This is a genomic window from Amycolatopsis circi (assembly GCF_003385235.1).
Classification (GTDB): Bacteria; Actinomycetota; Actinomycetes; order Mycobacteriales; family Pseudonocardiaceae; genus Amycolatopsis; species Amycolatopsis circi.
Genome location: NZ_PQIA01000020.1, coordinates 1 through 23,075 on the forward strand (window position 1 = coordinate 1; position 23,075 = coordinate 23,075).

Consider the following 23,075-nt stretch of genomic DNA (forward strand, 5'->3'; position numbering starts at 1 on the left):
GTTCAAGCAGGCAAGGTCACCCGGATCCGGCACCCCGGCCCGCCGCCTCCCCCGGCAGCCGCCCGGCCCGGTTCCGCGTCGACCACCGCGACCGTCCCGCCGTGCAGTTCCACCACCCACCGCACGATCGCCAGCCCCAGCCCGGTCCCGCCGCCCCCGGCGCGCTCTCCCCGGGTGAACCGTTCGAACACCCGGTCCCGGTCGGGTTCCGCGATCCCCGGCCCTTGGTCGTGCACCTCGATCCGCGCCTGTCCGGCCTCGACGCGCGCCAGCACCGCCACTTCTCCCCCGGCCGGACCGTGCCGGGCGGCGTTCTCCAGCAGGTTCACCACCACCTGGTACAGCCGTTCCCGGTCGGCGAGCACCGTCGCGCCCGGCGGCGTCACCGAAACCGTGAACCGGACTCCCCGGCCCGCCGCCGCGGCCATCGCCTCCGCTTCGGCGGCGACCTCGTCCAGCAGGTCCGCCAGGTCGACCGGCGAGCGGTCCAGCGGCAGGGTTCCGGCGTCGATCTGCGACAGGTCCAGCAGTTCGGCGACCAGCCTGCCCAGGCGTTCGGTCTGGTTCAGCGCGGTGCGCAACGTCGCGGGATTCGGCGAGGCGACGCCGTCGACCAGGTTCTCCAGCACGGCGTTCAACGCGGTGATCGGCGTCCGCAGTTCGTGCGAGACGTTCGCGATCAGTTCCCGGCGCTGCTGGTCCGCAGTGGACAGATCGGCCGCCATCCGGTTGAACGCCGCCGCCAGCGAGCCGACCTCGTCGCGCGCGGTGGCCCGGATGCGGCGGGTGTAGTCGCCCTTCGCCATTTCGCCCGCGGCGGCGGTCATTTCGCGCAGCGGACGGGTCATGCCGTGCGCCAGGATCTGCGACGTCACCAGCGCGATCACAATCGCCATCACCGTCGTCTGCGGCGGCAGCCAGCCGATCTGGTACCGGAAGAACCCGAACGCGATCCCGCCGGACGCCACCATCAGGATCGCCAGCTTCAGCTTCACCGACCGGATCGGGTCGAGCGGCCGCGGCAGCAGATCGACGGCTTTCGCCACCAGCACTCTCACGCGGGAACCTCCAACGCGTAGCCGACGCCGTGCACCGTCCGGATCAAATCCGCCCCCAGTTTCCGCCGCAGCGCCTTGATGTGGCTGTCCACCGCCCGGGTGCCGGCTCCGGTCGCGTGCACATCCCAGTCCCACACCTCGTTCAGCAGCCGTTCCCGCGGCTGCACCGCGCGCGGCCGGCGCGCGAAATGCACCAGGAGATCGAATTCGATCGGCGTCAGCTGGGCGGGTTCGCCCCCTCGGCGAACCCGGCGTTCAGCGATGTCGATCTCCAGGTCTCCCAGCACGATCCGCTCCTCCGCCGCGGCCGAAGACCGCTCCACGCGCCGCAGCAACGCCTGGATCCGCGCGGACAGCACGCGCATCGAGAACGGCTTCGTGAGGTAGTCGTCCGCGCCGACGCCGAGGCCCACCAGCAGGTCGGTCTCGTCGGCACGGGCGGTGAGCATCAGCACCGGCACCGGCCGCCGCGCCTGGATCCGGCGGCACACCTCGAGGCCGTCGAACCCGGGCAGCATCACGTCGAGAACCACCAGGTCCGGACTGGTCGCTGCCTCCGCATCGACCGCCGCGGGCCCGTCGTGCGCGACTGTCACGGAGAATCCCTCGGCGCTCAGCCGGGCATCGATCGACGCGGCGATGGTGAGGTCGTCTTCGACGACCAGCACCCGTCTTCCCCCGTTGTCCATGCCGCCGACTTTAGGCAACCGCCGTGGAGGCCATCCGGGTGAGATGTGGAGATCCGGTGGAGATGTTTCCGCCGTTTTGCCCCGGGATGACGAACCCGGTGTGACGCAGGTCATGCACCCCGGCGCGGTTCGGCGCAATCGACAGACTGCGCCAAGGGCGGCCGAACAGTGAACAGTCTGTCTCTGCCCCCGGCCCCCGCCCGGCGCGCAGGATTCCGCAATGGAGCCGACGACACGTGAGCACAGCCGGGTGGACCTCGGCGATGTGCGGGCGCTGCGAGGCAGCCGGTTCTTCAACGACGAACTGGCCCCGGTCCCGGTCGAGAAGCGGACCTGGACGACCTACAACTATTTCGCGCTTTGGATGGGAATGGCTCATAATATCCCGTCTTACGCGCTGGCCGCGTCGCTCATCGCGCTCGGCATGAACTGGCTGCAAGCGCTGATCACGATCACCATCGGGAACCTGATCGTGCTCGCGCCGATGCTGCTCAACAGCCACGCCGGCACCAAATACGGCATCCCGTTCCCGGTGTTCGCCCGCGCGTTCTACGGCCTGCGCGGCGCGAATCTCGCCGCGCTGCTGCGCGCGTTCATCGCGTGCGGCTGGTTCGGCATCCAGACCTGGGTGGGCGGCGAGGCGATCTACGTGATCGTCGGGCGGCTCGCCGGATCCGGCTGGCGCGATTCGGCGGTGATCGCCGGGCAGCACTGGACGATGTGGCTGTCGTTCGCGGTGTTCTGGCTCGTGCAGATGCTGATCATCTGGCGCGGCATGGAAGCGGTCCGCAAGTTCGAGAACTGGACCGCGCCGCTGGTGTCGGTCGGCTTCCTGATCCTGCTCGGCTACGTGCTGGTGAAGGCGGGCGGACTCGGCCCGATCCTGCACGACGGCGGGAAACTCGGCTGGGGGCCGGGGTTCTGGAAGGTGTTCGCGCCGTCGCTGATGGCGATGATCGCGTTCTGGTCGACGCTGTCGCTGAACATGCCGGACTTCACGCGTTTCGGCGGCAGCCAGCGCAAGCAGATGCGCGGCCAGATCCTCGGGCTGCCGACGACGATGACGTTCATCGCGGTCGTCGCCATCCTCACCACGTCCGGCGGGCACGTGCTCTACGGGCAGGACATCTGGGACCCGGCGCAGCTGGCGGACAAGTTCTCCAGCCCGGTCGTGGTGGTCGTCGCGCTGATCGCGCTGGTGCTGGCGACGATTTCGGCCAACCTGGCGGCGAACGTCGTCAGCCCGTCCTACGACTTCTCCAACGCCTTCCCGAAGCGGATCACCTTCGCCCTCGGCGGGCTGATCACCGGCGTGATCGGCATCCTGATCCAGCCGTGGCGGCTCTACTCCGACCCGGACATCTACATTTTCGCCTGGCTCGGTTTCTACGGAGGGCTGCTCGGCGCGGTCGCCGGGGTGCTCGTCGCCGGATACTGGGTGGTGAAGCGGACCCGGCTGAAGCTGGCCGACCTGTACCTGCCGAGCGGGCAGTACTGGTTCACCGCGGGCTGGCATTGGCGCGCGCTCGTCGCGACGCTGATCGGCGCGGTGCTCGCGGTCGGCGGCGCCTACGGCGGACCGTTCCCGGCCGACGGGCTGATCCCGTTCCTGAAACCTTTGTACGACTACAACTGGGCAGTGGGCTTTGTCGGCGCTTTCGCCGCCTACCTCCTGTTCAGCCTTCCTTTGAACGCGCACCGGAACGAGGAGGAAACCAGTGTCTGACACGGTCCGAGCCGGCTTGATCCAGCAGCGGTGGACGGGTGACAAGGAGTCGATGATCGCGAACGCGGTCGATGCCATCGGCAAGGCGGCTTCGCAAGGCGCGCAGGTGGTGTGCCTGCAGGAACTGTTCTACGGCCCGTATTTCTGCCAAGTGCAGGACGCTGATTTCTACTCCTACACCGAAGCGATCCCGGACGGCCCCACCACGAAGCTCATGCAGGAGGTCGCCGAGCGGCACGGCGTGGTGCTCGTGGTGCCGATGTACGAGCAGGAACAACCGGGCGTCTACTACAACACCGCCGCGGTGATCGACGCCGACGGGAAATACCTCGGGATGCACCGCAAGAACCACATTCCGCAGGTGAAGGGATTCTGGGAGAAGTTCTACTTCAAGCCGGGCAACCTCGGTTATCCGGTCCTCGACACCGCGGTCGGCCGGATCGGCGTGTACATCTGCTACGAACGGCACTTCCCCGAAGGCTGGCGCGCACTCGGGCTGGCCGGGGCGCAGATCGTGTTCAACCCGTCGGCGACAAGCCGCGGGCTGTCGGAATACCTGTGGCGGCTGGAGCAGCCCGCAGCCGCGGTGGCGAACGAGTACTACGTGGGCACGATCAACCGGGTCGGCGTGGAACCGCTGGGCGACAACGACTTCTACGGCCAATCGTACTTCGCGGACCCACGCGGCCAGCTCGTCGGCGAGGCGGCGTCGGACACCGAAGAGGAGATCGTGGTCCGCGATCTCGACATGGGCAGGCTCGCCGAGGTCCGCGACCTGTGGCAGTTCTACCGCGACCGCCGCCCGGACAGCTACGGCCCGCTCGCGGAGGCCTGATGACTATCCTGATCCAAGGCGGGCAAGTAGTTTCGCCGTCCGGCGCGATCACCGCCGACGTGCTGGTGGACGGCGAAACCATCGCGGCAGTCGGCGCACCCGGCACGCTGACCGGTGATGAAACCGTTGACGCGACCGGCAAGTACGTGCTTCCCGGCGGAATCGACGCGCACACGCACATGGAGATGCCGTTCGGCGGCACGCACTCAGTCGATTCCTTCGAGACCGGCACCATCGCCGCCGCGTGGGGCGGGACGACGACGATCATCGACTTCGCCGTCCAGGCCAAGGGAACGTCGCTGCTGTCCACTCTGGACAAATGGCATTCCAAAGCGGACGGCAACTGCGCGATCGACTACGGCTTCCACATGATCGTGTCGGACGTCAACGACTCCAGTTTGAAGGAAATGCGGGCGTGCGTCGACGCCGGAGTCGGCAGCTTCAAGATGTTCATGGCCTATCCCGGCGTTTTCTACTCCACCGACGGGGAAATCCTGCGCGCCATGCAGCAGGCGCGCGAAATCGGCGCGACGATCATGATGCACGCGGAAAACGGCATCGCGATCGACGAATTGGCCGCGGAGGCGGTCGCCGCCGGACACACCGACCCGGTGCAGCACGGCCTCACCCGGCCGCCGGAGCTGGAGGGCGAAGCGACCTCACGGGCGATCCGGCTCGCGCAAGTGACCGGATCACCGCTGTACATCGTGCATTTGTCGGCCGCACAGGCGCTCGCTGCGGTCGCCGAAGCACGGGACAACGGACAGAACGTCTTCGCCGAGACCTGCCCGCAGTACCTCTATCTGTCCATTGAGGACCTGGCTAAACCCGATTTCGAGGGTGCCAAGTTCGTGGCCTCTCCGCCGTTGCGCGAGAAATCGCACCAGGCGGACCTGTGGCGCGGGCTGCGTACGAACGACCTGTCCGTGGTTTCGACCGACCATTGCCCGTTCTGCTTTAAAGACCAAAAAGAGCTGGGACGCGGCGATTTCCGGGCGATCCCGAACGGGATTCCGGGCGTCGAGCACCGGATGGACCTGCTGCACCAAGGCGTCGTGGCGGGCGAGATCTCGCTGGGCCGCTGGGTCGAGACGTGCTCGGCGACGCCCGCGCGAATGTTCGGCCTGTACCCGCGCAAGGGCGTGATCGCGGCTGGTTCGGACGCGGACATCGTGGTGTACGACCCTTCGGCAACGCAGACCCTGTCCGCGGCGACGCACCACATGAACGTGGACTACTCGGCGTACGAAGGCTTTTCGCTCACCGGGAAGGTCCACACTGTACTGTCGCGCGGCCGGGTCGTGGTTTCGCCGGACGGATTCCAAGGCAGCGCCGGACATGGGAAGTTTTTGTCTCGTGAACTCAATCAGTACTTGAATTGAGTTCGAGGAAACACAGCGTGGCGAAGCCGCTCCGTTGAGGGCGGCGGAGGGAAGAAGGCCGGATGGATTTCGGGATCGTGCTGCAGACCGATCCGCCCGCGGCGGAGGTCGTGCGGATGATGAAGGCCGCCGAGGACGCCGGGTTCCGGTACGGCTGGACGTTCGACTCGTGCGTGCTGTGGCAGGAACCGTTCGTGATCTACGCGCGGATCCTGGAAGCGACGTCGGCGCTGGTCGTGGGGCCGATGGTGACCAGTCCGGGCACGCGGGACTGGTCGGTGATGGCGTCGACCTTCGCGACGCTCAACGACATGTTCGGCAACCGCACGGTCTGCGGCATCGGCCGCGGCGACTCCGCGCACCGGGTCGTCGGCCGCCCACCGTCCACTTTGGCCACCGTGCGCGAATGCATGCACGTGGTCAAGGATCTCGCCGAAGGCCGCGAGGTCACGATGAACGACACCGCGGTCCGCATCCCGTGGATCCGCGGCGGTCGGCTGGAAATGTGGATGGCCGGATACGGCCCGAAGGCGCTGCAAACCGTCGGCGAACACGCGGACGGTTTCATCCTGCAATGCGCCGACCCGGCGATCGCCCGCTGGACCATCGGCGCGGTCCGGAACGCCGCCCGCGCCGCCGGCCGCGATCCAGGAGGAATCACGATCTGCGTCGCGGCTCCCGCGTACATCGGCGAAGACCTGGCGCACCAACGGGAACAGCTCCGCTGGTTCGGCGGAATGGTGGGCAACCACGTCGCGGACCTAGTGTCGCGATACGGCTCGTCCGGCCCGGTGCCGCACGAGCTGACCGATTACATCCGCGAGCGCGAAGGCTACGACTACTCCCACCACGGCCGCGCCGGAAACCCGTCGACCGCGTTCGTCCCAGACGAGATCGTCGACCGGTTCTGCCTGCTCGGCCCGGCGTCGGCACACATCGCGAGACTGGAGGAATTGGCGGAGCTGGGGGTGGACCAGTTCGCGCTGTACCTGATGCACGACGAGAGGGAGGAGACGATGGCGGCGTATGGGTCGCAGGTGATTCCCAAGCTGACCGCGTGATCAGTCCAGCATCGCCTGATACACCAACTGTCGCAGCTGCTGCCGGATTGGATGGGTCGACGACGGCAGCAGCTGCGTATAAAACGCCACCGTCAAATCCTCGTCCGGATCCACCCAAAACGCCGTCGAAGCAGCCCCGCCCCACGCGTACTCACCAGGCGTAGCAAGGGTTTTCGCCTTAACCGAGTCGATCAGAACCGAGAACCCCAGCCCGAACCCATACCCGTCAAAAGGCATCTCCGCGAACAGCGGACGGCCGTACGCCTCCAGATCCACATGACCCGGCAAATGATTGGCCGTCATCAGGTCCACTGTCCGCGGACTCAGCACCCGCACACCGTCAAGTTCCCCGCGGCGCAACAACATCTGCGTAAACCGGTGATAATCAGCCGCCGTCGACACCAAACCGCCGCCGCCTGAAAGGCAAGCCGGGCGTGACATGCCTGCCGCGCCGAAGGTGTCGTTGCGCACCAGCTGTTTCGTCCGCGGCGCAGGCAGGTACAACGCCGCCAACCGGTCGGTGTCCGAAGTCCAGAAGCCAGTATCAGTCATGCCCAACGGGCCGAAGATCCGCTCCGCGAACACCTCGTCGAGCGGTTTCCCCGCCAGTACCTCGACCAACCGGCCGAGGACGTCGCTGGCCACCGAGTAGTTCCACTCCGCACCCGGCTGGAACACGAGCGGGAACCGCGCCCACGCCTTGGTGCACTCCGCCAGGTCCAGCCCCGGCGGCGTCCCCCATTCGTACCCGCCGGCCCGGTAGATCGCGTCGACCGGGTGCGTGTGGTGGAAGCCGTACGTCAGGCCCGCGGTGTGGGAAAGCAGGTGCCACAAGCGAATCGGTTCGGTCGCCGGCTCGGTGACCGGAGCCAGCGCCGAACCTTTCGCGTACACCCGCGGCTCGGCGAATTCCGGCAGCCACCGCGAGATCGGGTCGGTGAGGTCGATCATGCCTTCCTCGACGAACGTCATCGCCGCCACCGAGGTGATCGGCTTCGTCATCGAGAAGATCCGCCAGATCGTGTCGGTCTCGACCGGGGCGCCGGCCTCGACGTCGCGTGCGCCGTGCGACGCGACGTGCACGATCCGGCCGTGCCTGCTCACCACCGCGAGGAATCCCGGCAGCAAGCCGTCCTCGACATACCGGGCGAAATGCCGGTCGATCCGCCGCAGCCGTGCCCCGTCGAAACCCGCGTCGGCCGGATCGGCCTCCACCTTCACCTCGGTCGCCATGGCGGCGACCTTACGCCGAAGCAGCCGCTTTCCGCTCCGCTGCCTTTTCCTCGCGCCAGGCCTCGTCGGTCTTGCCCTCGCGCCAGTATCCGGACAGCGACACCGCGTCCCGCGCGACGCCGCGCTCGTCGAACAGGTACCGCCGCAACTCCCGTACGAAGCCGGCCTCGCCGTGGACGAACGCGTGCACGTCCTCGTCCGGCCAAGGCAGCGCCTTCACCGCCGCGACCAGATCGTCGGACGCCGAGCGGTGCAGCCACGTGACCTGTGCGTCGGCCTTGGTCACGAGCGGCTGGTGCTCGGACTTGTCCGCCACGAGGAGGAACACGTGCGCCAACGCCCCCGACGGCAGCGCCTCCAGCGCGGCGGCGATGGCGGGCAACGCCGATTCGTCGCCCACCAGCAGGTGCCAGCCAGCGTCGGCGCGCGGCGCGTACGCCCCGCCCGGACCGGCCAGCAGCAGCTCGTCACCAGGCTGGGCACGCTGCGCCCACGGCCCGGCAAGCCCCTCGTCGCCGTGCACGACGAAGTCGAGCACCAGTTCTCCCGCCGCCTCGTCGTACGAGCGGACGGTGTACGTGCGCAACCGCGGCGCGTGCTCCCGCGGCAGTTCCTCGCGGATCCGGTTCAGGTCGAACGGCTCCGGATACTCCACCCCGTCCACTTTGAAGATCACCTTCACGTACGCGTCGGTGAACTCGTTCGGGCGGAAATCGCGAAGCCCTTCGCCGCCGGCCACGATCCGGATCATGTGCGGGGTGAGGTGCTCCTTGCGCAGCACCTCCAGCCGCACCGCGGGCCTCCCCTTGCGCGCCGGACCTTCGGCCATCGAACACCCCTGTTTCAGTAAGGTTTACCTAACTCGCGGCTCCCACGGTACGCGCCTTCCCCCGTTCCGCCCAGTGCCGCCGTCCCCCAGTTCCGCGAGCATTGCCCGAAAACCCGACCCGACCCGGTCCCGGAACCCGACGAAAAACCGATTCGCCAGCAATACTCCCCACCATTGCCCGGTCGCGGCGTTCCGGACGCGGTGCGTGACGCGAGAGCCGGCCGGATCGTCGGCGACCTCATATTCTCCGCGATACCACCAACCGCCCTGCGCGGCGAGAAACCGGTGCTCGCGGTCGACTTCCAGCTTCATCGAGTAATCCGAAGCCGTCAACTGCCTTTCCAGCCGCGCGAACACCTCCGCCGGCGCGGCCGGAACGACTCCGGAGACCTCGACGATCGTCCTCATGCTTCCCACGGCTTCGAGACCCGCGTGTTCTGGAACGCGGTGATCTGCCAGCCCTCGTCGCCCCGCACCATCACATAGGTCAGCGAACTTTCGCGCCCTTCCGCCGCCGGGTCGTCACCTCCGGTCAGCGACGAGCCGCCGCCGGTCACGACCACCGCGACATCGTCCCGCAGGAACCGCACCCGCGGCTCGCCGAAGCCGGTGAGTTTGGAGCCTTTCAGCGGTCCCTGGAACAGCTCCCGGTGCGAGTCCACGATCGCCTGGCGGCCGACGGACCGGAGTCCGAAGAAAGTCACGTAATCGGCGTCTTCGGTGAACAGATTCCCGTAGGCGTCGGCGTCGCCGCTGTTCCAGGCGTCGGCGAGACGGGTGAGAACACCCAGGACTTCTTCGCGCTGCGACATGCTTTTCTCCTTAACGAACGTCGTTCGCGTACGAGTCAAGTTGTACTCACGAACACCGTTCGCGTCAAGCGCCGGGTTCGTCTAGGCTTCGGGAATGACCGCCCCGCCCCCGCCCTGGCGCCGGACGCCGAGCCCGCGCCGGCGCGCCGCGAAGCAGATGCTGTCGCAGGAACTGATCGTGAAAACCGCGCTCGAAATCCTCGCCGCCGAGGGCATCGACGCCGTCTCGATGCGCCGGGTCGCGCAGCAGCTGGAGACCGGGCCCGCGTCGCTTTACGCGTACGTGGCCAACAAAGAGGAACTGGACGAGCTGTTGCTCGACGCGGCGCTGAGCGAAGTACCGTGTCCCGAACCGGATCCGCAGCGGTGGACCGAACAGGTCAAAGAGCAAGTGCGGCAACAGATCCGGGCAATGGTGGCGTATCCGGGCATCGCGAAAGTCGCGTGGCAGACGCCGATCCCGGTGACGCCGAACTCGTTGCGGCAGGGCGAAGTCATGCTTCAGCTGCTGCGCGCGGGCGGTCTGGATCTGCGGCAGGCGATGTTCGCCGGCGACGCGTTGAGCACGTACACCAAGGCTTTCGCCTACGAAGCCAGCGGCTGGACGTTCGGCGATTACGACCCGGAGAAAATGAGCGACCGCGAGCGGCAGATGGCGGACTACATGCAGTCGCTGCCCGCGAGCGCCTTCCCGAACCTGTTGCAGGCCGGGGAATTCTTCAACGCGGACACCAGCCAGGCCCGGCTCGAATTCGCCCTGGAGGCGTTCGTGGCCGGGCTGGCGGCGATGGTCAGAAAGTGAGCACGATCTTGCCGCGCGTGTGGCCCTGTTCCAGCTCGCGGTAGGCGGCCTGAACCTCGGCCAGCGGGTACGTCGCGGCGACCTCGACGTCGAGCAATCCCTTGTCCGCCAAGGCAACGAGGTCACGCATCACCTCGGCGCTCGCCCCGGCGATGTTGCCCTCGGTCTTCACCCGGTACTTTTCCGCGGCGTCGAAGTCGACCACCGTGTCGATCCGGCCGGGGTAGACGCCAAGCCGCAAGGCGAGTTCGACGTAACCGTCGCCGTAAGTGTCGATGAACGCGTGCACCTCGCCGCCGGTCAGCTCGCGGAGCCGCTCTTCGAGCCCCTCGCCGTACGCGATCGGGACGACGTCGTGCTCCCGCAACCACTCGTGGTTCGCTTCGCTCGCGATGCCGATCACGGTCGCGCCGGTGAGCTTCGCCAGCTGCACGGCCAGCGAGCCGACTCCGCCAGCAGCCCCGGACACGACGACGGTCTCGCCCTCGCGCGGGCACACCGCACCGACCGCGGCGTACGCGGTGGTTCCAGCGACGAACAGACTGCCCGCGACCTCCCACGACAGCCCGCTCGGCTTCGGAACGAGATGCTCCGCCGGGACGAGCACGTACTCGGCATGGCTGGAGCGGGTGTGCACGAAGCCGACGACCTCGTCGCCCACATGGATTTCTTCGACGTCCGCGCCCAGCTCGACCACGACGCCGGCCAGGTCGCTGCCCTGCCCGGACGGGAAGGTGGACGGCCAGCGTTCCGCCAGCGCACCGACGCGGATCTTCGTTTCCCCCGGATTGATGCCCGCGGCCCGGACCTGCACGAGCACCTGCCCGGATTCGGGCGCCGGCCGAGGCACTTCGGCCAGCTGCAGCACTTCGATCCCGCCGTGTTCGCCGTATCTGACCGCCTGCGGCATACGCGTCTCCCTCGCTCGTATGCTTAGCCCAACAAACGATCGAACGGATTTATGCCCGGCGGGCGAAAATTCAGCCGGCCAGCCGCCGGACCACGGCATCCGCGAGCAACCGGCCGCGGTCAGTCAGCACCGCGCGGCCTCGACTGTCCAAATCGGACACTTCGAGCAGCCCCTCCTCGGCGGCCGCCCGCGCTTCCTTGATCCCGGACTCGTCGAGCGCCGACAACGCCATGCCGTCGGAGATCCGCAGCTCCAGCATGATCCGCTCCAGGTGCTGGTCCTGTTCGGTCAGCACCTCGCGGTCCGCCTCCGGGCTCTGCCCCTCCGCGAGCAAGCTGGAGTACTTGGCCGGATGCTTGACGTTCCACCACCGCACGCCGCCGACGTGGCTGTGCGCGCCCGGCCCGGCGCCCCACCAGTCGCCGCCCTGCCAGTAGCCGAGGTTGTGGCGGCACCGCGCGGCCTCGTCCGTCGCCCAGTTCGATACCTCGTACCAGGTCAAACCCGCGCCAGCGAGGACAGAGTCGATCATTTCGTAGTAGCTGGCCAGCGTGTCGTCGTCCGGCGCGGGCAGTTCGCCGCGCCGGACCCGGCGGGCCAGCGCGGTGCCGTCCTCCACGATGAGCGCGTACGCGGACACGTGGTCGACGCCCGCAGAGAGAACAGCGTCGAGCGAGGCGCGCAGGTCTTCGACGCGCTCCCCCGGCGTGCCGTAAATAAGGTCGAGGTTGACGTGCTCGAACCCGGCGGCCCGGGCTTCCCGCGCGGCGTCGACCGGACGGCCAGGAGTGTGGACGCGGTCCAGCACCTTCAGCACGTGCCGGGCCGCGGACTGCATGCCCAGCGACACCCGGGTGTAACCCGCGTCACGGATGCCCGCGAAGAACTCGGGCGAAGTGGACTCCGGGTTCGATTCGGTCGTCACCTCCGCGCCCGGCGCGAGCCCGAACACGGACCGGACGCCGTCGAGCACCTCGGCCAGCCCGTCCGCACCCAGCATGGACGGCGTTCCGCCGCCGACGAACACCGTCTCCGCCTGGGGCGCGTTGCCGAGGATCTCCGCGCCCAGCTCCAGCTCGCGCCGCAGCGCGTCCAGCCACGACCGCGGCGAGGCGGCGGAACCGAGTTCGCCCGCGGTGTAGGTGTTGAAGTCGCAGTAGCCGCAGCGGGTCGCGCAAAACGGCACGTGGACGTACACGCCGAACGGACGGGTGCCGAGACCGGCGAGGGCGGTTTCGGGCAGTCCGGCGGGAGGGCGGTGAGTGTCGGGAACAGGCACGACGTCCATTCTCCCCCGCCGCGCGCGGACTCCCGCGCGCCCCCGCGCCCAATGCCTGCCGCAGGCGCGGCTATCCAGGTCGAAGAGCTGGCGGAAGCGAGCTGGTCGTCCGTGAGGGGAACCCTGAGGGACTCTGATTCCCTAGGGTTCCCCTCACGGACCGCAAACCGGCGTTTCGGTCCATCGGCAGCTGCCTCGGCCCTGTCACGACTGCGGAGACGCGCGTCGATGGCGCCCCTGGCATTGCCCTCGGCTGTCCGTGAGGGGCCCCTTCACGGACCTAGATTCCCTCAAGGGGTCCTTCACGGACGTAAAAGCGACAGCTCAAGTTCCGGAGATTGGCCTGCGCCACCCGGGGGAAAGTTCGGCCGCCGAACGATGCGCCGTCCGTCGCGCGCCCGGTTGACAAGCGCCCGGCACCGTCCCACGATGCGTCCGAAAGCCGGGAAAGTCCTGGCAGATCGACCGGCCAATGCACATCCGCGACGGTTTCGCACCCCCCGCGTGAGCCTTCTCCCACGATCCGGACGCCCTTGGACGACGTTCGGCCCGCGTGGCAATCTGAGCCGGTGAGTCCAGCCGGTGTCCTTCTCGTGGCGCGCCGCCACGTCGACCTTCTCCGGGTCGCGAGCGCGCTCTGCCGGCCTGTTCGCTGACTCCCGCCGAAGCCTGCCCAGCCCACCACCTGGACGACCGGCCCCGCTCCCGCCCCGCGCCGACGCCGCGGCGGGCCGCCGGAGCCGCCTCGACAACCCCGCCCGGAGGATCTCCATGTCCGCACCCCCGCGTGAAACGCCCGCGAAGGGCGCCGCGCCTCGGACTCGCCAGAAGCGCGGCGAGGGTCAGTGGGCGCTCGGCTACCGGGAGCCGCTGAACCCGAACGAGCGCTCGAAGAAGGACGACAGCCCGCTCAACGTCCGCTCCCGGATCGAGAACATCTACGCGCACCGCGGTTTCGACTCCATCGACCCCGGCGACCTGCGCGGCCGGTTCCGCTGGTTCGGCCTCTACACCCAGCGCAAGCCCGGCATCGACGGCGGCCGCACCGCGCTGCTGGAGCCCGAAGAGCTGGACGACCGCTACTTCATGATGCGCGTCCGCATCGACGGCGGCGCGCTCACCACCGAGCAGCTGCGGGTGGTCGGCGAGATCTCGCGGGAGCACGCACGCGACACCGCCGACATCAGCGACCGGCAGAACGTCCAGTACCACTGGATCCAGATCGAGGACGTGCCCTCGATCTGGTCCCGGCTGGAGAACGTCGGCCTGAGCACCACCGAGGCCTGCGGCGACTGCCCGCGCGTCGTGCTCGGCTCCCCGGTCGCCGGCATCGCCGAGAACGAGGTGCTCGACGCCAGTCCCGCCGTCGACGAGATCCTCGACCGCTACATCGGCGACCCGCGGTTCGCGAACCTGCCGCGCAAGTTCAAGACCGCGATCTCCGGGCTGCCGGACATCGTGCACGAGATCAACGACATCGCCTTCGTCGGCGTGGACCACCCCGAGCACGGACCCGGCCTCGACCTGTGGGTCGGCGGCGGGCTCTCCACGAACCCGATGCTCGCGCAGCGGCTCGGCGCGTGGGTCCCGCTGGACGAGGTGCCCGAGGTCTGGGCGGGCGTCGTCTCGATCTTCCGCGACTACGGCTACCGGCGGCTGCGCTCGCGGGCCCGGCTGAAGTTCCTGGTCAAGGACTGGGGCGCGGAAAAGTTCCGCGAGGTCCTCGAAACCGAGTACCTCAAGCGGAAGCTGCTCGACGGCCCGCCGCCGGAGAATCCCGCGACCCCCGTCGACCACGTCGGCGTGCACCCGCAGAAGGACGGCAACTACTACGTCGGGGCCGCGCCGATCGCCGGGCGGGTGTCCGGCAGCACGCTGGTCGCGGTCGCCGACGCGGCCGAGCGCGCCGGCTCGCGGCGGGTGCGGCTGACCCCGCACCAGAAGCTGGTCGTGCTCGACGTGCCCGGGGACAAGGTCTCCGCGCTGGAGACGGAACTGGCCGAACTGGGCCTGCAGACCAAGCCGTCGCCGTGGCGGCGCAGCGTGATGGCGTGCACCGGGCTGGAGTTCTGCAAGCTCGCGATCGTCGAGACGAAGGTGCGCGCGCAGCAATTGGTCGCGGACCTGGAGAAGTCGCTCGCCGACCTCAACGCACAGCTGGAAACGCCGGTCACGGTGCACCTCAACGGCTGCCCCAACTCCTGCGCCCGCGTGCAGACCGCGGACATCGGGCTCAAGGGCCAGATCGTCACCGACGCCGACGGCAATCAGGTCGAGGGCTTCCAGGTGCACCTCGGCGGCGGGCTCGGCCTCGACGCCGGGTTCGGCCGGAAGCTGCGCGGCCACAAGGTCACCGCCGGCGAACTGGTCGATTACGTGGAACGCGTGGTGCGCGCGTACGTCGCGGGCCGCGAACCTGGCGAACGGTTCCCGCAGTGGGCGTTGCGGGCGGACGAAGGAGTGCTGCAGTGACCGCGGTGGCGGACTACCGGGCGCTGGCCGAACGCGCCGAGAAGGAGCTGGCCGAGGCGACCGCCGAGGAGGCGCTGCGCTGGACGGCCGAGACCTTCGGCGACGACTTCATCGTGGCGTCGAACATGCAGGACGCCGTGCTGATCGACCTCGCCACGAAGGTCAAGCCCGCGGTGGACGTGCTGTTCCTGGAGACCGGCTACCACTTCGCCGAAACCCTCGGGGTGCGCGACGCGGTGCAGACGGTGTACCCGGACGTGCGGATCGTCAACGCCCAGGCCGAGCAGAGCGTCGCCGAACAGGACGCGGAGTACGGGCCGAAGCTGCACGAACGCGACCCCGGCCAGTGCTGCTTCCTGCGCAAGGTGGTGCCGCTGCGGCAGACGCTCGGCAAGTACTCGGCGTGGGTCACCGGCGTGCGCCGGGTGGACGCGCCGACCCGCGCGAACACGCCGATCGTCACCTGGGACGACCGCAACGGCCTGGTGAAGATCAACCCGATCGCGGCGTGGACCGACGACGAGTTCAACGGCTACCTGCACGAGAACGGGATCCTGGAGAACCCGCTGGTGTCGATCGGCTATCTCTCGATCGGCTGCGCGCCGTGCACCGCGAAGGTCGAGGCGGGGCAGGATCCGCGCAGCGGCCGGTGGGCGGGCCAGTCCAAGACCGAGTGCGGATTGCATGGCTGATGGCTAACACAGGAGGACTGATGACGACGGCGGAACCGGCTGCCGACGCGGCTGTCGACAACCTCGCCGCCTTGGAGTCCGAGGCCATCCACATCTTCCGCGAGGTAGCGGGCGAGTTCGACCGGCCGGTGATCCTGTTCTCCGGCGGCAAGGACTCGACGCTGATGCTGCACCTGGCGATCAAGGCCTTCTGGCCCGCGCCGGTGCCGTTCCCGCTGCTGCACGTGGACACCGGGCACAACTTCGACGAGGTCCTCGAATTCCGCGACCGCGTCGTCGAGAAGCACGGGCTGCGGCTGGTCGTCGCGAAGGTCCAGGACTGGATCGACGACGGCAGGCTCGAGGAACGCGCCGACGGCCTGCGCAACCCGCTGCAGACGACGCCGCTGCTGGAGACGATCTCGGAGAACAAGTTCGACGCGGTCTTCGGCGGCGGTCGCCGCGACGAGGAGCGGGCGCGCGCGAAGGAGCGGATCTTCAGCCTGCGCAACGCTTTCGGCCAGTGGGAGCCGCGCCGGCAGCGGCCGGAGCTGTGGAACCTCTACAACGGACGGCACCGTCCGGGCGAGCAGGTCCGCGTGTTCCCGCTGTCCAACTGGACCGAAGCCGACGTGTGGAACTACATCGCCCGCGAAAAGGTCGAGCTGCCCTCGATTTACTACGCCCACCAGCGCGCGGTCTACCAGCGCGACGGCATGTGGCTCAGCGAAGGCCCGTGGGGCGGGCCGCGTCCCGGCGAGGACGTGCGCGAGCTGAGCGTGCGCTACCGGACCGTCGGCGACGGTTCGTGCACCGGAGCGATCGAGTCCACGGCGTCCACTGTGGACGAAGTGATCGCCGAGGTTCAGGCTTCGCGGCTCACCGAACGCGGTGCCACCCGCGCCGACGACCGGATGTCCGAGGCGGCCATGGAAGACCGCAAACGGGAGGGCTACTTCTGATGTCGAGCCTGCTGAGGCTGGCCACCGCGGGCAGCGTGGACGACGGGAAGTCCACGCTGGTCGGGCGGCTGCTGTACGACACCAAGTCCGTCCTCGCCGACCAGCTCGACGCGGTCACCCGCGCGTCCGTCGACAAAGGACTGTCCACTCCGGACCTGTCGCTGCTCGTCGACGGCCTGCGCTCGGAGCGCGAGCAGGGCATCACGATCGACGTCGCGTACCGGTACTTCGCCACGCCGAAGCGGTCGTTCGTGCTCGCCGACACCCCGGGGCACGTGCAGTACACCCGAAACACGGTCACCGGCGCGTCCACCGCGCAGCTCGCCGTGCTGCTGGTCGACGCGCGCAACGGCGTGGTCGAGCAGACCCGGCGGCACGCGGCCGTGCTCGCGCTGCTCGGAGTGCCGCAACTGGTGCTGGCGGTGAACAAGATCGACCTCGTCGACTACGACGAGAACACCTTCGGCGTCATCGCCAAGGAGTTCACCGCGCATGCGGAATCCCTTGGCTACGACGCGGCGTCCGTCGTCTCGATCCCGGTTTCCGCGCTGGTCGGCGACAACGTCGCGACTCGGTCCGAGAAAACCCCGTGGTACGACGGCCCGTCGCTGCTGGAGCACCTCGAAAACGTCCCGGTGGCACCGGATCCGCACGATTCCGCGCTGCGATTCCCGGTGCAGTACGTGATCCGCCCGCGCACCCCGGAGTATCCGGATTATCGCGGCTACGCCGGTCAGATCGCCGCCGGAACAGTGCGTCAGGGTGACGAGATTGTCGTTCTGCCGCAAGGGATCCGCAGCCGAATCGAGCGGATCGACACCGCGGACGGGCCGCTCGAAGAAGCAGGTGCCGGAACCTCGGTGACCCTGCTGCTCGCCGACGACATCGACATCAGCCGCGGCGACCTCATCGCGGCCGCCGACGCGTCACCGGAGGTCACCGACGAGATCACCGGCACGCTGTGCTGGCTTTCCTCGAAGCCTCTCAAAACCGGCGCGCGGGTGCTGATCAAGCACGGCGCCCGGACCGTGCAGGGGCTCACCACCGAGCTGCACGCCCGGTTCGACGAGCAGACCCTGTCCAGTGTGGACTCTCCGGAAAGCTTGGAGCTCAACGACATCGGCAGCGTCAGCCTGCAGCTGGCCGAGCCGCTGCCGGTGGACGATTACGGCGTGAGCCCGCGCACCGGCGCGTTCCTGGTGATCGACCCGAAGGACGGCGACACCCTCGCCGCCGGTCTCGTCGGCGAGCGGTTCTCGTGACGCCGCCCCTGGTCGCCGTCGCGCACGGCAGTCGCGATCCCCGCTCCGCCGCGACGGTGCGGGCGCTGGTCGACGTCGTCCGTGCGCAGGCGCCGGGGCTGGACGTGCACGAGTCGTTCCTCGACCTGTCGGAGCCGCGCGTCACGGATGTGCTGCGCGGGCTTTACGCACAGGGGCATCGCTCCGCGGTCGTGGTGCCGTTGTTGCTGGGCAGTGCTTTTCACGCGCGGATCGACCTGCCCGCGCTGGTCGACGAGGTGACCGCGGAGTGCCCCGGGTTCCGGATCCAGGTGTCGGACGTGCTCGGCGCCGACCCGGCGCTCGAAGCCGTCGCCCTCGACCGGCTCGCCGGAGCCCGCCGCCGCAGCGGGACCGGCGTGCTGCTGAGCGCGGTCGGCTCCTCCAATCCCGAGGCGAACGCGGTCGTCGCCGGACTGGCCGCACGCTGGGAAAAGCAGCTCGGGCTTCCGGTGAGCGAGGCGTTCGCCAGCGCCACCCAGCCGGACATCCCGGCCGCTGCCGCTCACCTGCGCGATCGTGGCGTGCGGCATCTCGTGGTGGCGTCGTGGTTCCTGGCCCCCGGGCTGCTGCCGGACCGGATCGCCTTGCTGGCCCGCGAGGCCGACCCCAGCGCGTTCCTCGCCGAGCCGCTGGCGGACGATCCGCGGGTGGCGGACGTCGTGATCGGCCGATACGCCGCCGCGATCTCCGGACTGCTGCGGACCGCCGCCTGACCTTCACACCGGGCAGCCCACCCCGGTCGCCTGCAAAGATGCCTCCCACAACCGGTTTCGCAGGCTTTCGTCGTGCGAGCGGGCGCTGGACTTGACCGGCTCCGGATAGCCGCGGATCTCGAAAACCCCGCCCGGGCCGTAATACTCGCCATTGCCCGCGCTGGGATCGGTCGCCGCGCGCAGAGTCGGCAGCGCGCCCATCGCGGGCGTCCGCCCGAACAGCCGGGCGATCGCCAGGTTCGCGTTCCGGAACGCTGACGACGAGTGCCGGAAGATCTCTGTGGTCGCCCCTCCGGGATGAGCGGCAAGCGAGGCGGTTTCGGTGCCGCGCAAGCGTTTCGCGAGTTCGTAGGCGAACAGCAGATTGGCCAGTTTCGACGCCGGATATCCGCTGGCCGCGCGCAGGTCGTCGGGGTCGATCCGGCCGAACCGGTGCGCGATGCTGCTGACCGTCACGACCCTCGATCCCGGCACGTCCAGCAGCCGGTCGATCAGCAACGCCGTCCACGCGAAATGTCCGAGGTGGTTCACGCCGAACTGCATCTCGAACCCGTCCGCGGTCCGGCCGGGCGCATTAGTCACGCCAGCGTTGTTGATCAGCAGGTCGATCCGGTCGTGCCGGTCGCGCAGCTCGTCGGCCGCCTCCCGCACGGAATCCAGGGACGCCAAATCCAGCCGGACTGCCTCCACGTCGAGACCGATCCGGCTCGCCGCGGCGTGCGCTTTCCGCAGGTCCCGGCAGGCCAGTACGACTCGCGCCCCGCGCTCAGCCAACGCACGGGCTGTCTCGAAGCCGATCCCGGTATTCGCGCCGGTGACCACCGCGACGCGGCCGTGCTGATCGCTCTCTAACCTGAACCACTCGTTCATGTTGTATAGTGAACCACTAGTTCACCTTTATCGGCAAGGAGCGGGCAGTGCGGGCAGACGCGGCACGAAACCGGGCGGCGATCCTGACGTCCGCGCGAACCCTGCTGATCGCCCGCGGACCCGAGGCCGGAATGGACGAGATCGCCGCCGAAGCCGGGGTCGCCGTCGGCACCCTCTACCGGCATTTCCCGACCAAACAGGACCTGGTGCGCGAGATCGCCGAAGACCTCGGCACCGTGATCGCCGAGATGCTCGACAGCGCCACAGCCCGGGTCGTCGCTGGCGAAACCACTGCAGTCGACGAACTTCTCGACCTGATCCGCCGAGTCGTCGTCGATCTCGGCGAAGCGCGCCTCCTCCGCGCCGCACTCTCGAACCTCTCGCCCGAGCCGCTGCGAGCGATGCGCGAACACGCCGCCAAGGCGATCGAATCCCTCATCGCCACCGCGCAGCACGACCGCGCCCTGCGTCCGGGGATCTCCGCCGACGACGTCGGATTGCTCCTGGCCACCTCACCCGGCGCCGACGTTCCGGAACCCGCCCGGCGACGCTGGGCCGAACTGGCCTGGCTCGCCCTGTCGGACCACCGTCGGTAGACCCGGACGGCCGATCAGACCACTCCTACCGCCACAAGGTGAGCGGTATTCACATTTTCCGTCACGGTGCGCGCCTGTGAACGGTCAATCCTTGACGCGTTGCTTAACTTGCCGGTAACTCTCTAATCGCTGCGCAGCTTTCTCTCTCCCCCGTGAAACCCGCAGGTAGGAGCACACAGATGAAAGCACCTCACCTTTACCGGCTGGCCGCGCTGACGGCGGTCGCCGCTCTTCCGCTCGCCCTCGCGGCCCCGGCGTCCGCCGCGACCGCGATCAACTTCGACTGCCAGGCCGACGCACCGGTGGTCGGCCCGCAGCAGGTGTCGCTGACCCAGAACGCCGACGTCACCGCACCCGCGACGGTCGCCCCCGGCGGCGCGTTCGACGTCGTCATCGACCCGGCGCCCAACACCGTCCCGAGCGACGTGGGCGGCAACAAGGTCAAGAACATCAACACCTTCGCGCTGAAGTTCCCGATCCCGGCGAACTCGACCTACGTCAGCGCCGACCTCGCCGGCGGTTCCGGCCTCGGCGACACCGCGCCGACGATCAGCGTCGCCGACGGCGTCGCGACCCTGAGCTTCCCCGGCCCGATCGCCGGCGGCTCGACCTTCGAACTGCCGACCGTCACCGCGCATCTCAAGGCAGGCGACTCCGGCACGATCGAGACCAAACTGTCCGGCACCAGCTACAGCGACCCCGGCCTGACGTTCAAGGCCGTGGCCAGCAGCATCATCGGCGACGTGACCGCGCCGACGGCGTGCTTCCCGAACCCGAGCCCGGTCTTCACGACGACAACCATCGGCTGATCCGGACCGCGGCCACCCGCTGCGCCCGGGTGGCCGCGCCCGGTTCACGGCAGCAGCAACCCCCAGTAGACCGCCCACGGCACGAACACCAGCCCGGCCACGAGCGGCGCGATCGCCCCGCGCCGCCGGTCCGGTTTCCGCAGCCCCGCCAGGGTCGTCGCCAACGCCACCACCGTCGCGACCGCCAGCGCCTGCACCGCCAGCCACGGCAACGGCCGCCCGGCGAGCACCGGTCCGAGATCCTTCATCCCGGACAGCTGCGCCCAGCCGAGCAATCCCACGAAGGCAGCGACAGTCGCCGTCCCCAGCCCGGCCAGCCACCGCGATGACCTAGTCCCCCGGCGACGCGCTAACGACACCACGCCGCCGACCGCGAACCCGCCGAGCAGCAAGGCGAGAACAATCCCTTGTGCCCCAACAGATTCCCACCAGCCGAGCGGCCGGAGCGCTTCTGTCGGCCGCTGCGTGAACGCCGCGGTCTCGACGTGCAAGCCCTGCCGATCCGCCAGCCATTCCCCGACGACCGCCGGATAACCGGGCACGGCCCGAGGCAGCCGGTCGAACCCGGCATCGTTGGTCGCGTACAGATCCGGCCCTCCGCCGGCGACGAACCGAATCGTGTGGTTCGGGTGTCCGGCCAGCGCCTCCGCGAAAATCCGGGAACTCTCGACCGGCGCGTGGTTGATGTCGAGGTCTCCCCACAACGCCAGGATCGGCTGCTTCAGCCGCCGCAACACCGGCACCGGGTCGTAATCCGCCTCGGGAAACAGTCCCGCTCCGACCGCGAACCGCGTGCCCTGCACCGGCAACGTCGTCAGCAGCGAACCGGAAATCCCTTGATGGCGAAGGACATTCCCCCAATACCACGAGGTCTGCCGGGCACCGCCCAGTCCGGAACCGCCGACCGTGATCACGTACGAGATGTCAGCCGTCCGCGTCGCCGCGAGCGGCGCGACCCACGCGCCCTCGCTGACGCCCCAGACGCCGACCTCCGAGACTCCCGACTGAGCCCGCAGCGCGTGCGCCGCCGAGACCAGATCGTCCGCCAGCACGCCGTAATCGCGCTGGGTTTTGGAATAGCCGCTGGTACGCCGGTCATACACGAGCGTTGTCACGCCGAGCCGCGTGAACATCTCGGCTTGCACGCGGAGGTTGTCCCGCGTCCGCCAGTCCGATCCGCCTTGCAGGACGATCGCGGACTTCGCTGGTCCGTCCGGCCGGAATACCGTGCCGTGCAACGTGATCCCGCCCGCGCCAGCGAAACTGACGTCGGCGGACGGTGGTGCTTGTACTGGCTGGGCGGTCGGCAAGACCGAGCCCAGCGCGAGGATCGCGGCGGCGAGCCGCGATTTGCCCCAGGGCAGCATGAAGTGTTCTCCTTGCTTCGGGAGATCGTGCGACGTTTTCCCTCATTCCTGGGTGCCGAGTGGCCGCTCGGCACCCAGGGCCTCCGCCAGATCAGTCCTGGACGGCCTCCTCCCCGCCCGGAGCCGGGAACGCGAGCATCCGCGTCTCGACCCGGCGCGCCCCCTCCGGCGTTTCATCGTCCGGCCGCTGATACCGGCGCAGCAAGGCGAGGTACGCCTCGAAGAAGTCGCCCAGCTCGTCCAACGTCACGTTGATCGCGCCGCGCGAGTACGGAATCGCGTCCGCCCACTCCCCCAACCGCGGCCGCTCGCGCTCGAACCGGTCGTACAGCTCGGTGTCGCCCGCGAGCCACAACCGGTGCAGCTCGCCGATCGCCACCTTGGCCGGATCTTCCCGCTCTTGCGCGGGCGGCAGCCGCAGGTCGTAATCCGTCACCCGCCACCAGCGTTCCCGCCCGCGTGCGCGTTCGGGAAGCTCCTCGACGAACCCGTTCTCCGCCAGCACCCGCAGGTTGTAACTGGTCCCGCCGCTGGTCACGCCCAACCGCTCGGCGAGCGTCGTCGACGTCGCGGGTCCGGACGCGGCGAGCACCTCGAGAATCCGCTGCCGCAACGGGTTCGCGAGCGCCTTGAGTGCCTTCAGATCAGCGGGACGAGGTTCTGCCATGCCACCAAGGTAGCGGTGCACGAGTTTTCATGCACGTGTTTTCGTGCAT

Annotated in this window: 24 protein-coding genes; 13 read left to right on the forward strand and 11 right to left on the reverse strand. The window is 68.8% G+C overall.

Annotated elements, in window-relative coordinates:
• Window positions 1–2: 2 nt before the first annotated feature.
• On the reverse strand, window positions 3–1,058 hold the full coding sequence (locus D0D37_RS11015) for a HAMP domain-containing sensor histidine kinase (protein WP_116200416.1): 1,056 nt from the start codon (window positions 1,056–1,058) through the stop codon (window positions 3–5).
• A complete protein-coding gene (locus tag D0D37_RS11020) occupies window positions 1,055–1,726 on the reverse strand; it encodes a response regulator (RefSeq protein ID WP_162834158.1) in 672 nt (223 codons plus the stop codon). Before D0D37_RS11020 ends, D0D37_RS11015 begins: the two co-directional genes overlap by 4 nt.
• A gap of 241 nt (window positions 1,727–1,967) precedes the next feature.
• On the opposite strand from D0D37_RS11020, the gene D0D37_RS11025 reads away from it, so the two are divergent.
• From D0D37_RS11025 to D0D37_RS11040, 4 genes are all read left to right on the forward strand, one after another.
• The gene (locus D0D37_RS11025; protein WP_116200418.1) at window positions 1,968–3,473 is read left to right on the forward strand and encodes an NCS1 family nucleobase:cation symporter-1; all 1,506 of its coding nucleotides are present in this window, start codon (window positions 1,968–1,970) and stop codon (window positions 3,471–3,473) included.
• A complete protein-coding gene (locus tag D0D37_RS11030) occupies window positions 3,466–4,308 on the forward strand; it encodes a nitrilase-related carbon-nitrogen hydrolase (RefSeq protein WP_116200419.1) in 843 nt (280 codons plus the stop codon). The genes D0D37_RS11025 and D0D37_RS11030 overlap by 8 nt, the downstream gene beginning before the upstream one ends.
• Window positions 4,308–5,690 (forward strand): dihydropyrimidinase, encoded by a 1,383-nt coding sequence (gene hydA / locus D0D37_RS11035; RefSeq protein WP_116200420.1) that lies wholly within the window; start codon window positions 4,308–4,310, stop codon window positions 5,688–5,690. Before D0D37_RS11030 ends, hydA begins: the two co-directional genes overlap by 1 nt.
• A gap of 62 nt (window positions 5,691–5,752) precedes the next feature.
• Window positions 5,753–6,751, forward strand: coding sequence for a TIGR03842 family LLM class F420-dependent oxidoreductase (locus D0D37_RS11040; RefSeq protein WP_116200421.1), 999 nt, complete (start codon window positions 5,753–5,755; stop codon window positions 6,749–6,751).
• On the opposite strand, the gene D0D37_RS11045 is transcribed toward D0D37_RS11040, so the two are convergent.
• Genes D0D37_RS11045 through D0D37_RS11060 form a run of 4 tightly spaced genes read right to left on the reverse strand, consistent with a single transcriptional unit; the run spans window position 6,752 to window position 9,625 of the window.
• Complete coding sequence (locus D0D37_RS11045) at window positions 6,752–7,984, reverse strand: serine hydrolase domain-containing protein (RefSeq protein WP_116200422.1); 1,233 nt, start codon at window positions 7,982–7,984, stop codon at window positions 6,752–6,754.
• Between the two features lie 10 nt (window positions 7,985–7,994).
• Window positions 7,995–8,813: a siderophore-interacting protein gene (locus tag D0D37_RS11050; RefSeq protein ID WP_116200423.1), complete on the reverse strand. Its 819-nt coding sequence runs from the start codon at window positions 8,811–8,813 to the stop codon at window positions 7,995–7,997.
• Between the two features lie 24 nt (window positions 8,814–8,837).
• Window positions 8,838–9,221 (reverse strand): hypothetical protein, encoded by a 384-nt coding sequence (locus tag D0D37_RS11055; RefSeq protein ID WP_116200424.1) that lies wholly within the window; start codon window positions 9,219–9,221, stop codon window positions 8,838–8,840.
• The gene (locus D0D37_RS11060; protein WP_116200425.1) at window positions 9,218–9,625 is read right to left on the reverse strand and encodes an SgcJ/EcaC family oxidoreductase; all 408 of its coding nucleotides are present in this window, start codon (window positions 9,623–9,625) and stop codon (window positions 9,218–9,220) included. Before D0D37_RS11060 ends, D0D37_RS11055 begins: the two co-directional genes overlap by 4 nt.
• Window positions 9,626–9,719: 94 nt before the next feature.
• Here D0D37_RS11060 and D0D37_RS11065 point away from each other — a divergent pair, with 94 nt between their 5' ends.
• A complete protein-coding gene (locus D0D37_RS11065; protein ID WP_116200426.1) occupies window positions 9,720–10,427 on the forward strand; it encodes a TetR/AcrR family transcriptional regulator in 708 nt (235 codons plus the stop codon).
• Here the strand turns inward: D0D37_RS11065 and D0D37_RS11070 are convergent.
• Both D0D37_RS11070 and hemW read right to left on the reverse strand, forming a co-directional pair.
• Window positions 10,417–11,337 carry an NADP-dependent oxidoreductase gene (locus D0D37_RS11070; RefSeq protein WP_116200427.1) on the reverse strand — a complete coding sequence of 307 codons (921 nt, stop codon included), beginning with the start codon at window positions 11,335–11,337 and terminating at the stop codon, window positions 10,417–10,419. The genes D0D37_RS11065 and D0D37_RS11070 overlap by 11 nt on opposite strands.
• A gap of 70 nt (window positions 11,338–11,407) precedes the next feature.
• Window positions 11,408–12,625 carry a radical SAM family heme chaperone HemW gene (gene hemW / locus D0D37_RS11075; RefSeq protein ID WP_116200428.1) on the reverse strand — a complete coding sequence of 406 codons (1,218 nt, stop codon included), beginning with the start codon at window positions 12,623–12,625 and terminating at the stop codon, window positions 11,408–11,410.
• 560 nt (window positions 12,626–13,185) lie between these two features.
• Here hemW and D0D37_RS48765 point away from each other — a divergent pair.
• The 6 genes from D0D37_RS48765 to D0D37_RS11100 all read left to right on the forward strand — a co-directional run bounded on the left by D0D37_RS48765 (window position 13,186) and on the right by D0D37_RS11100 (window position 18,717).
• The gene (locus tag D0D37_RS48765; protein ID WP_350540000.1) at window positions 13,186–13,272 is read left to right on the forward strand and encodes a putative leader peptide; all 87 of its coding nucleotides are present in this window, start codon (window positions 13,186–13,188) and stop codon (window positions 13,270–13,272) included.
• 115 nt (window positions 13,273–13,387) lie between these two features.
• A complete protein-coding gene (locus D0D37_RS11080) occupies window positions 13,388–15,088 on the forward strand; it encodes a nitrite/sulfite reductase (protein WP_116200429.1) in 1,701 nt (566 codons plus the stop codon).
• Window positions 15,085–15,780: a phosphoadenylyl-sulfate reductase gene (locus D0D37_RS11085; protein ID WP_116200430.1), complete on the forward strand. Its 696-nt coding sequence runs from the start codon at window positions 15,085–15,087 to the stop codon at window positions 15,778–15,780. The genes D0D37_RS11080 and D0D37_RS11085 overlap by 4 nt, the downstream gene beginning before the upstream one ends.
• Before the next feature lie 20 nt (window positions 15,781–15,800).
• The gene (gene cysD / locus D0D37_RS11090) at window positions 15,801–16,721 is read left to right on the forward strand and encodes a sulfate adenylyltransferase subunit CysD (RefSeq protein WP_116200431.1); all 921 of its coding nucleotides are present in this window, start codon (window positions 15,801–15,803) and stop codon (window positions 16,719–16,721) included.
• Complete coding sequence (locus tag D0D37_RS11095; protein WP_116200432.1) at window positions 16,721–17,983, forward strand: sulfate adenylyltransferase subunit 1; 1,263 nt, start codon at window positions 16,721–16,723, stop codon at window positions 17,981–17,983. Before cysD ends, D0D37_RS11095 begins: the two co-directional genes overlap by 1 nt.
• Window positions 17,980–18,717: a sirohydrochlorin chelatase gene (locus D0D37_RS11100; protein WP_116200433.1), complete on the forward strand. Its 738-nt coding sequence runs from the start codon at window positions 17,980–17,982 to the stop codon at window positions 18,715–18,717. The genes D0D37_RS11095 and D0D37_RS11100 overlap by 4 nt, the downstream gene beginning before the upstream one ends.
• Window positions 18,718–18,720: 3 nt before the next feature.
• Here the strand turns inward: D0D37_RS11100 and D0D37_RS11105 are convergent, their stop codons facing one another.
• Window positions 18,721–19,587, reverse strand: a complete 867-nt coding sequence (locus tag D0D37_RS11105) for an oxidoreductase (RefSeq protein ID WP_116200434.1) — start codon at window positions 19,585–19,587, stop codon at window positions 18,721–18,723.
• A gap of 47 nt (window positions 19,588–19,634) precedes the next feature.
• On the opposite strand from D0D37_RS11105, the gene D0D37_RS11110 reads away from it, so the two are divergent.
• Both D0D37_RS11110 and D0D37_RS11115 read left to right on the forward strand, forming a co-directional pair.
• Window positions 19,635–20,183: a TetR/AcrR family transcriptional regulator gene (locus D0D37_RS11110; protein WP_162834157.1), complete on the forward strand. Its 549-nt coding sequence runs from the start codon at window positions 19,635–19,637 to the stop codon at window positions 20,181–20,183.
• 179 nt (window positions 20,184–20,362) lie between these two features.
• Window positions 20,363–20,992 (forward strand): cyclase, encoded by a 630-nt coding sequence (locus tag D0D37_RS11115; RefSeq protein ID WP_116200436.1) that lies wholly within the window; start codon window positions 20,363–20,365, stop codon window positions 20,990–20,992.
• 44 nt (window positions 20,993–21,036) lie between these two features.
• Here D0D37_RS11115 and D0D37_RS11120 read toward each other — a convergent pair whose 3' ends face one another.
• Together D0D37_RS11120 and D0D37_RS11125 are read right to left on the reverse strand one after the other, a co-directional pair.
• On the reverse strand, window positions 21,037–22,359 hold the full coding sequence (locus tag D0D37_RS11120; protein WP_116200437.1) for an alpha/beta hydrolase family protein: 1,323 nt from the start codon (window positions 22,357–22,359) through the stop codon (window positions 21,037–21,039).
• Window positions 22,360–22,450: 91 nt separating this feature from the next.
• Window positions 22,451–23,026, reverse strand: coding sequence for an ArsR/SmtB family transcription factor (locus D0D37_RS11125; RefSeq protein ID WP_116200438.1), 576 nt, complete (start codon window positions 23,024–23,026; stop codon window positions 22,451–22,453).
• Window positions 23,027–23,075 lie beyond the last annotated feature (49 nt).

Coding starts and splice junctions, on each gene's coding strand:
- D0D37_RS11120 (WP_116200437.1), bottom strand. CDS start 22,359: ATGCTGCCCTGGGGCAAATCGCGGCTCGCCGCCGCGATCCTCGCGCTG.
- D0D37_RS11065 (WP_116200426.1), top strand. CDS start 9,720: ATGACCGCCCCGCCCCCGCCCTGGCGCCGGACGCCGAGCCCGCGCCGG.
- D0D37_RS11115 (WP_116200436.1), top strand. CDS start 20,363: ATGAAAGCACCTCACCTTTACCGGCTGGCCGCGCTGACGGCGGTCGCC.
- hydA (WP_116200420.1), top strand. CDS start 4,308: ATGACTATCCTGATCCAAGGCGGGCAAGTAGTTTCGCCGTCCGGCGCG.
- D0D37_RS11040 (WP_116200421.1), top strand. CDS start 5,753: ATGGATTTCGGGATCGTGCTGCAGACCGATCCGCCCGCGGCGGAGGTC.
- D0D37_RS11105 (WP_116200434.1), bottom strand. CDS start 19,587: ATGAACGAGTGGTTCAGGTTAGAGAGCGATCAGCACGGCCGCGTCGCG.
- D0D37_RS11045 (WP_116200422.1), bottom strand. CDS start 7,984: ATGGCGACCGAGGTGAAGGTGGAGGCCGATCCGGCCGACGCGGGTTTC.
- D0D37_RS11080 (WP_116200429.1), top strand. CDS start 13,388: ATGTCCGCACCCCCGCGTGAAACGCCCGCGAAGGGCGCCGCGCCTCGG.
- hemW (WP_116200428.1), bottom strand. CDS start 12,625: ATGGACGTCGTGCCTGTTCCCGACACTCACCGCCCTCCCGCCGGACTG.
- D0D37_RS11055 (WP_116200424.1), bottom strand. CDS start 9,221: ATGAGGACGATCGTCGAGGTCTCCGGAGTCGTTCCGGCCGCGCCGGCG.
- D0D37_RS11050 (WP_116200423.1), bottom strand. CDS start 8,813: ATGGCCGAAGGTCCGGCGCGCAAGGGGAGGCCCGCGGTGCGGCTGGAG.
- D0D37_RS11095 (WP_116200432.1), top strand. CDS start 16,721: ATGTCGAGCCTGCTGAGGCTGGCCACCGCGGGCAGCGTGGACGACGGG.
- D0D37_RS11070 (WP_116200427.1), bottom strand. CDS start 11,337: ATGCCGCAGGCGGTCAGATACGGCGAACACGGCGGGATCGAAGTGCTG.
- D0D37_RS11060 (WP_116200425.1), bottom strand. CDS start 9,625: ATGTCGCAGCGCGAAGAAGTCCTGGGTGTTCTCACCCGTCTCGCCGAC.
- D0D37_RS11025 (WP_116200418.1), top strand. CDS start 1,968: ATGGAGCCGACGACACGTGAGCACAGCCGGGTGGACCTCGGCGATGTG.
- D0D37_RS11125 (WP_116200438.1), bottom strand. CDS start 23,026: ATGGCAGAACCTCGTCCCGCTGATCTGAAGGCACTCAAGGCGCTCGCG.
- cysD (WP_116200431.1), top strand. CDS start 15,801: ATGACGACGGCGGAACCGGCTGCCGACGCGGCTGTCGACAACCTCGCC.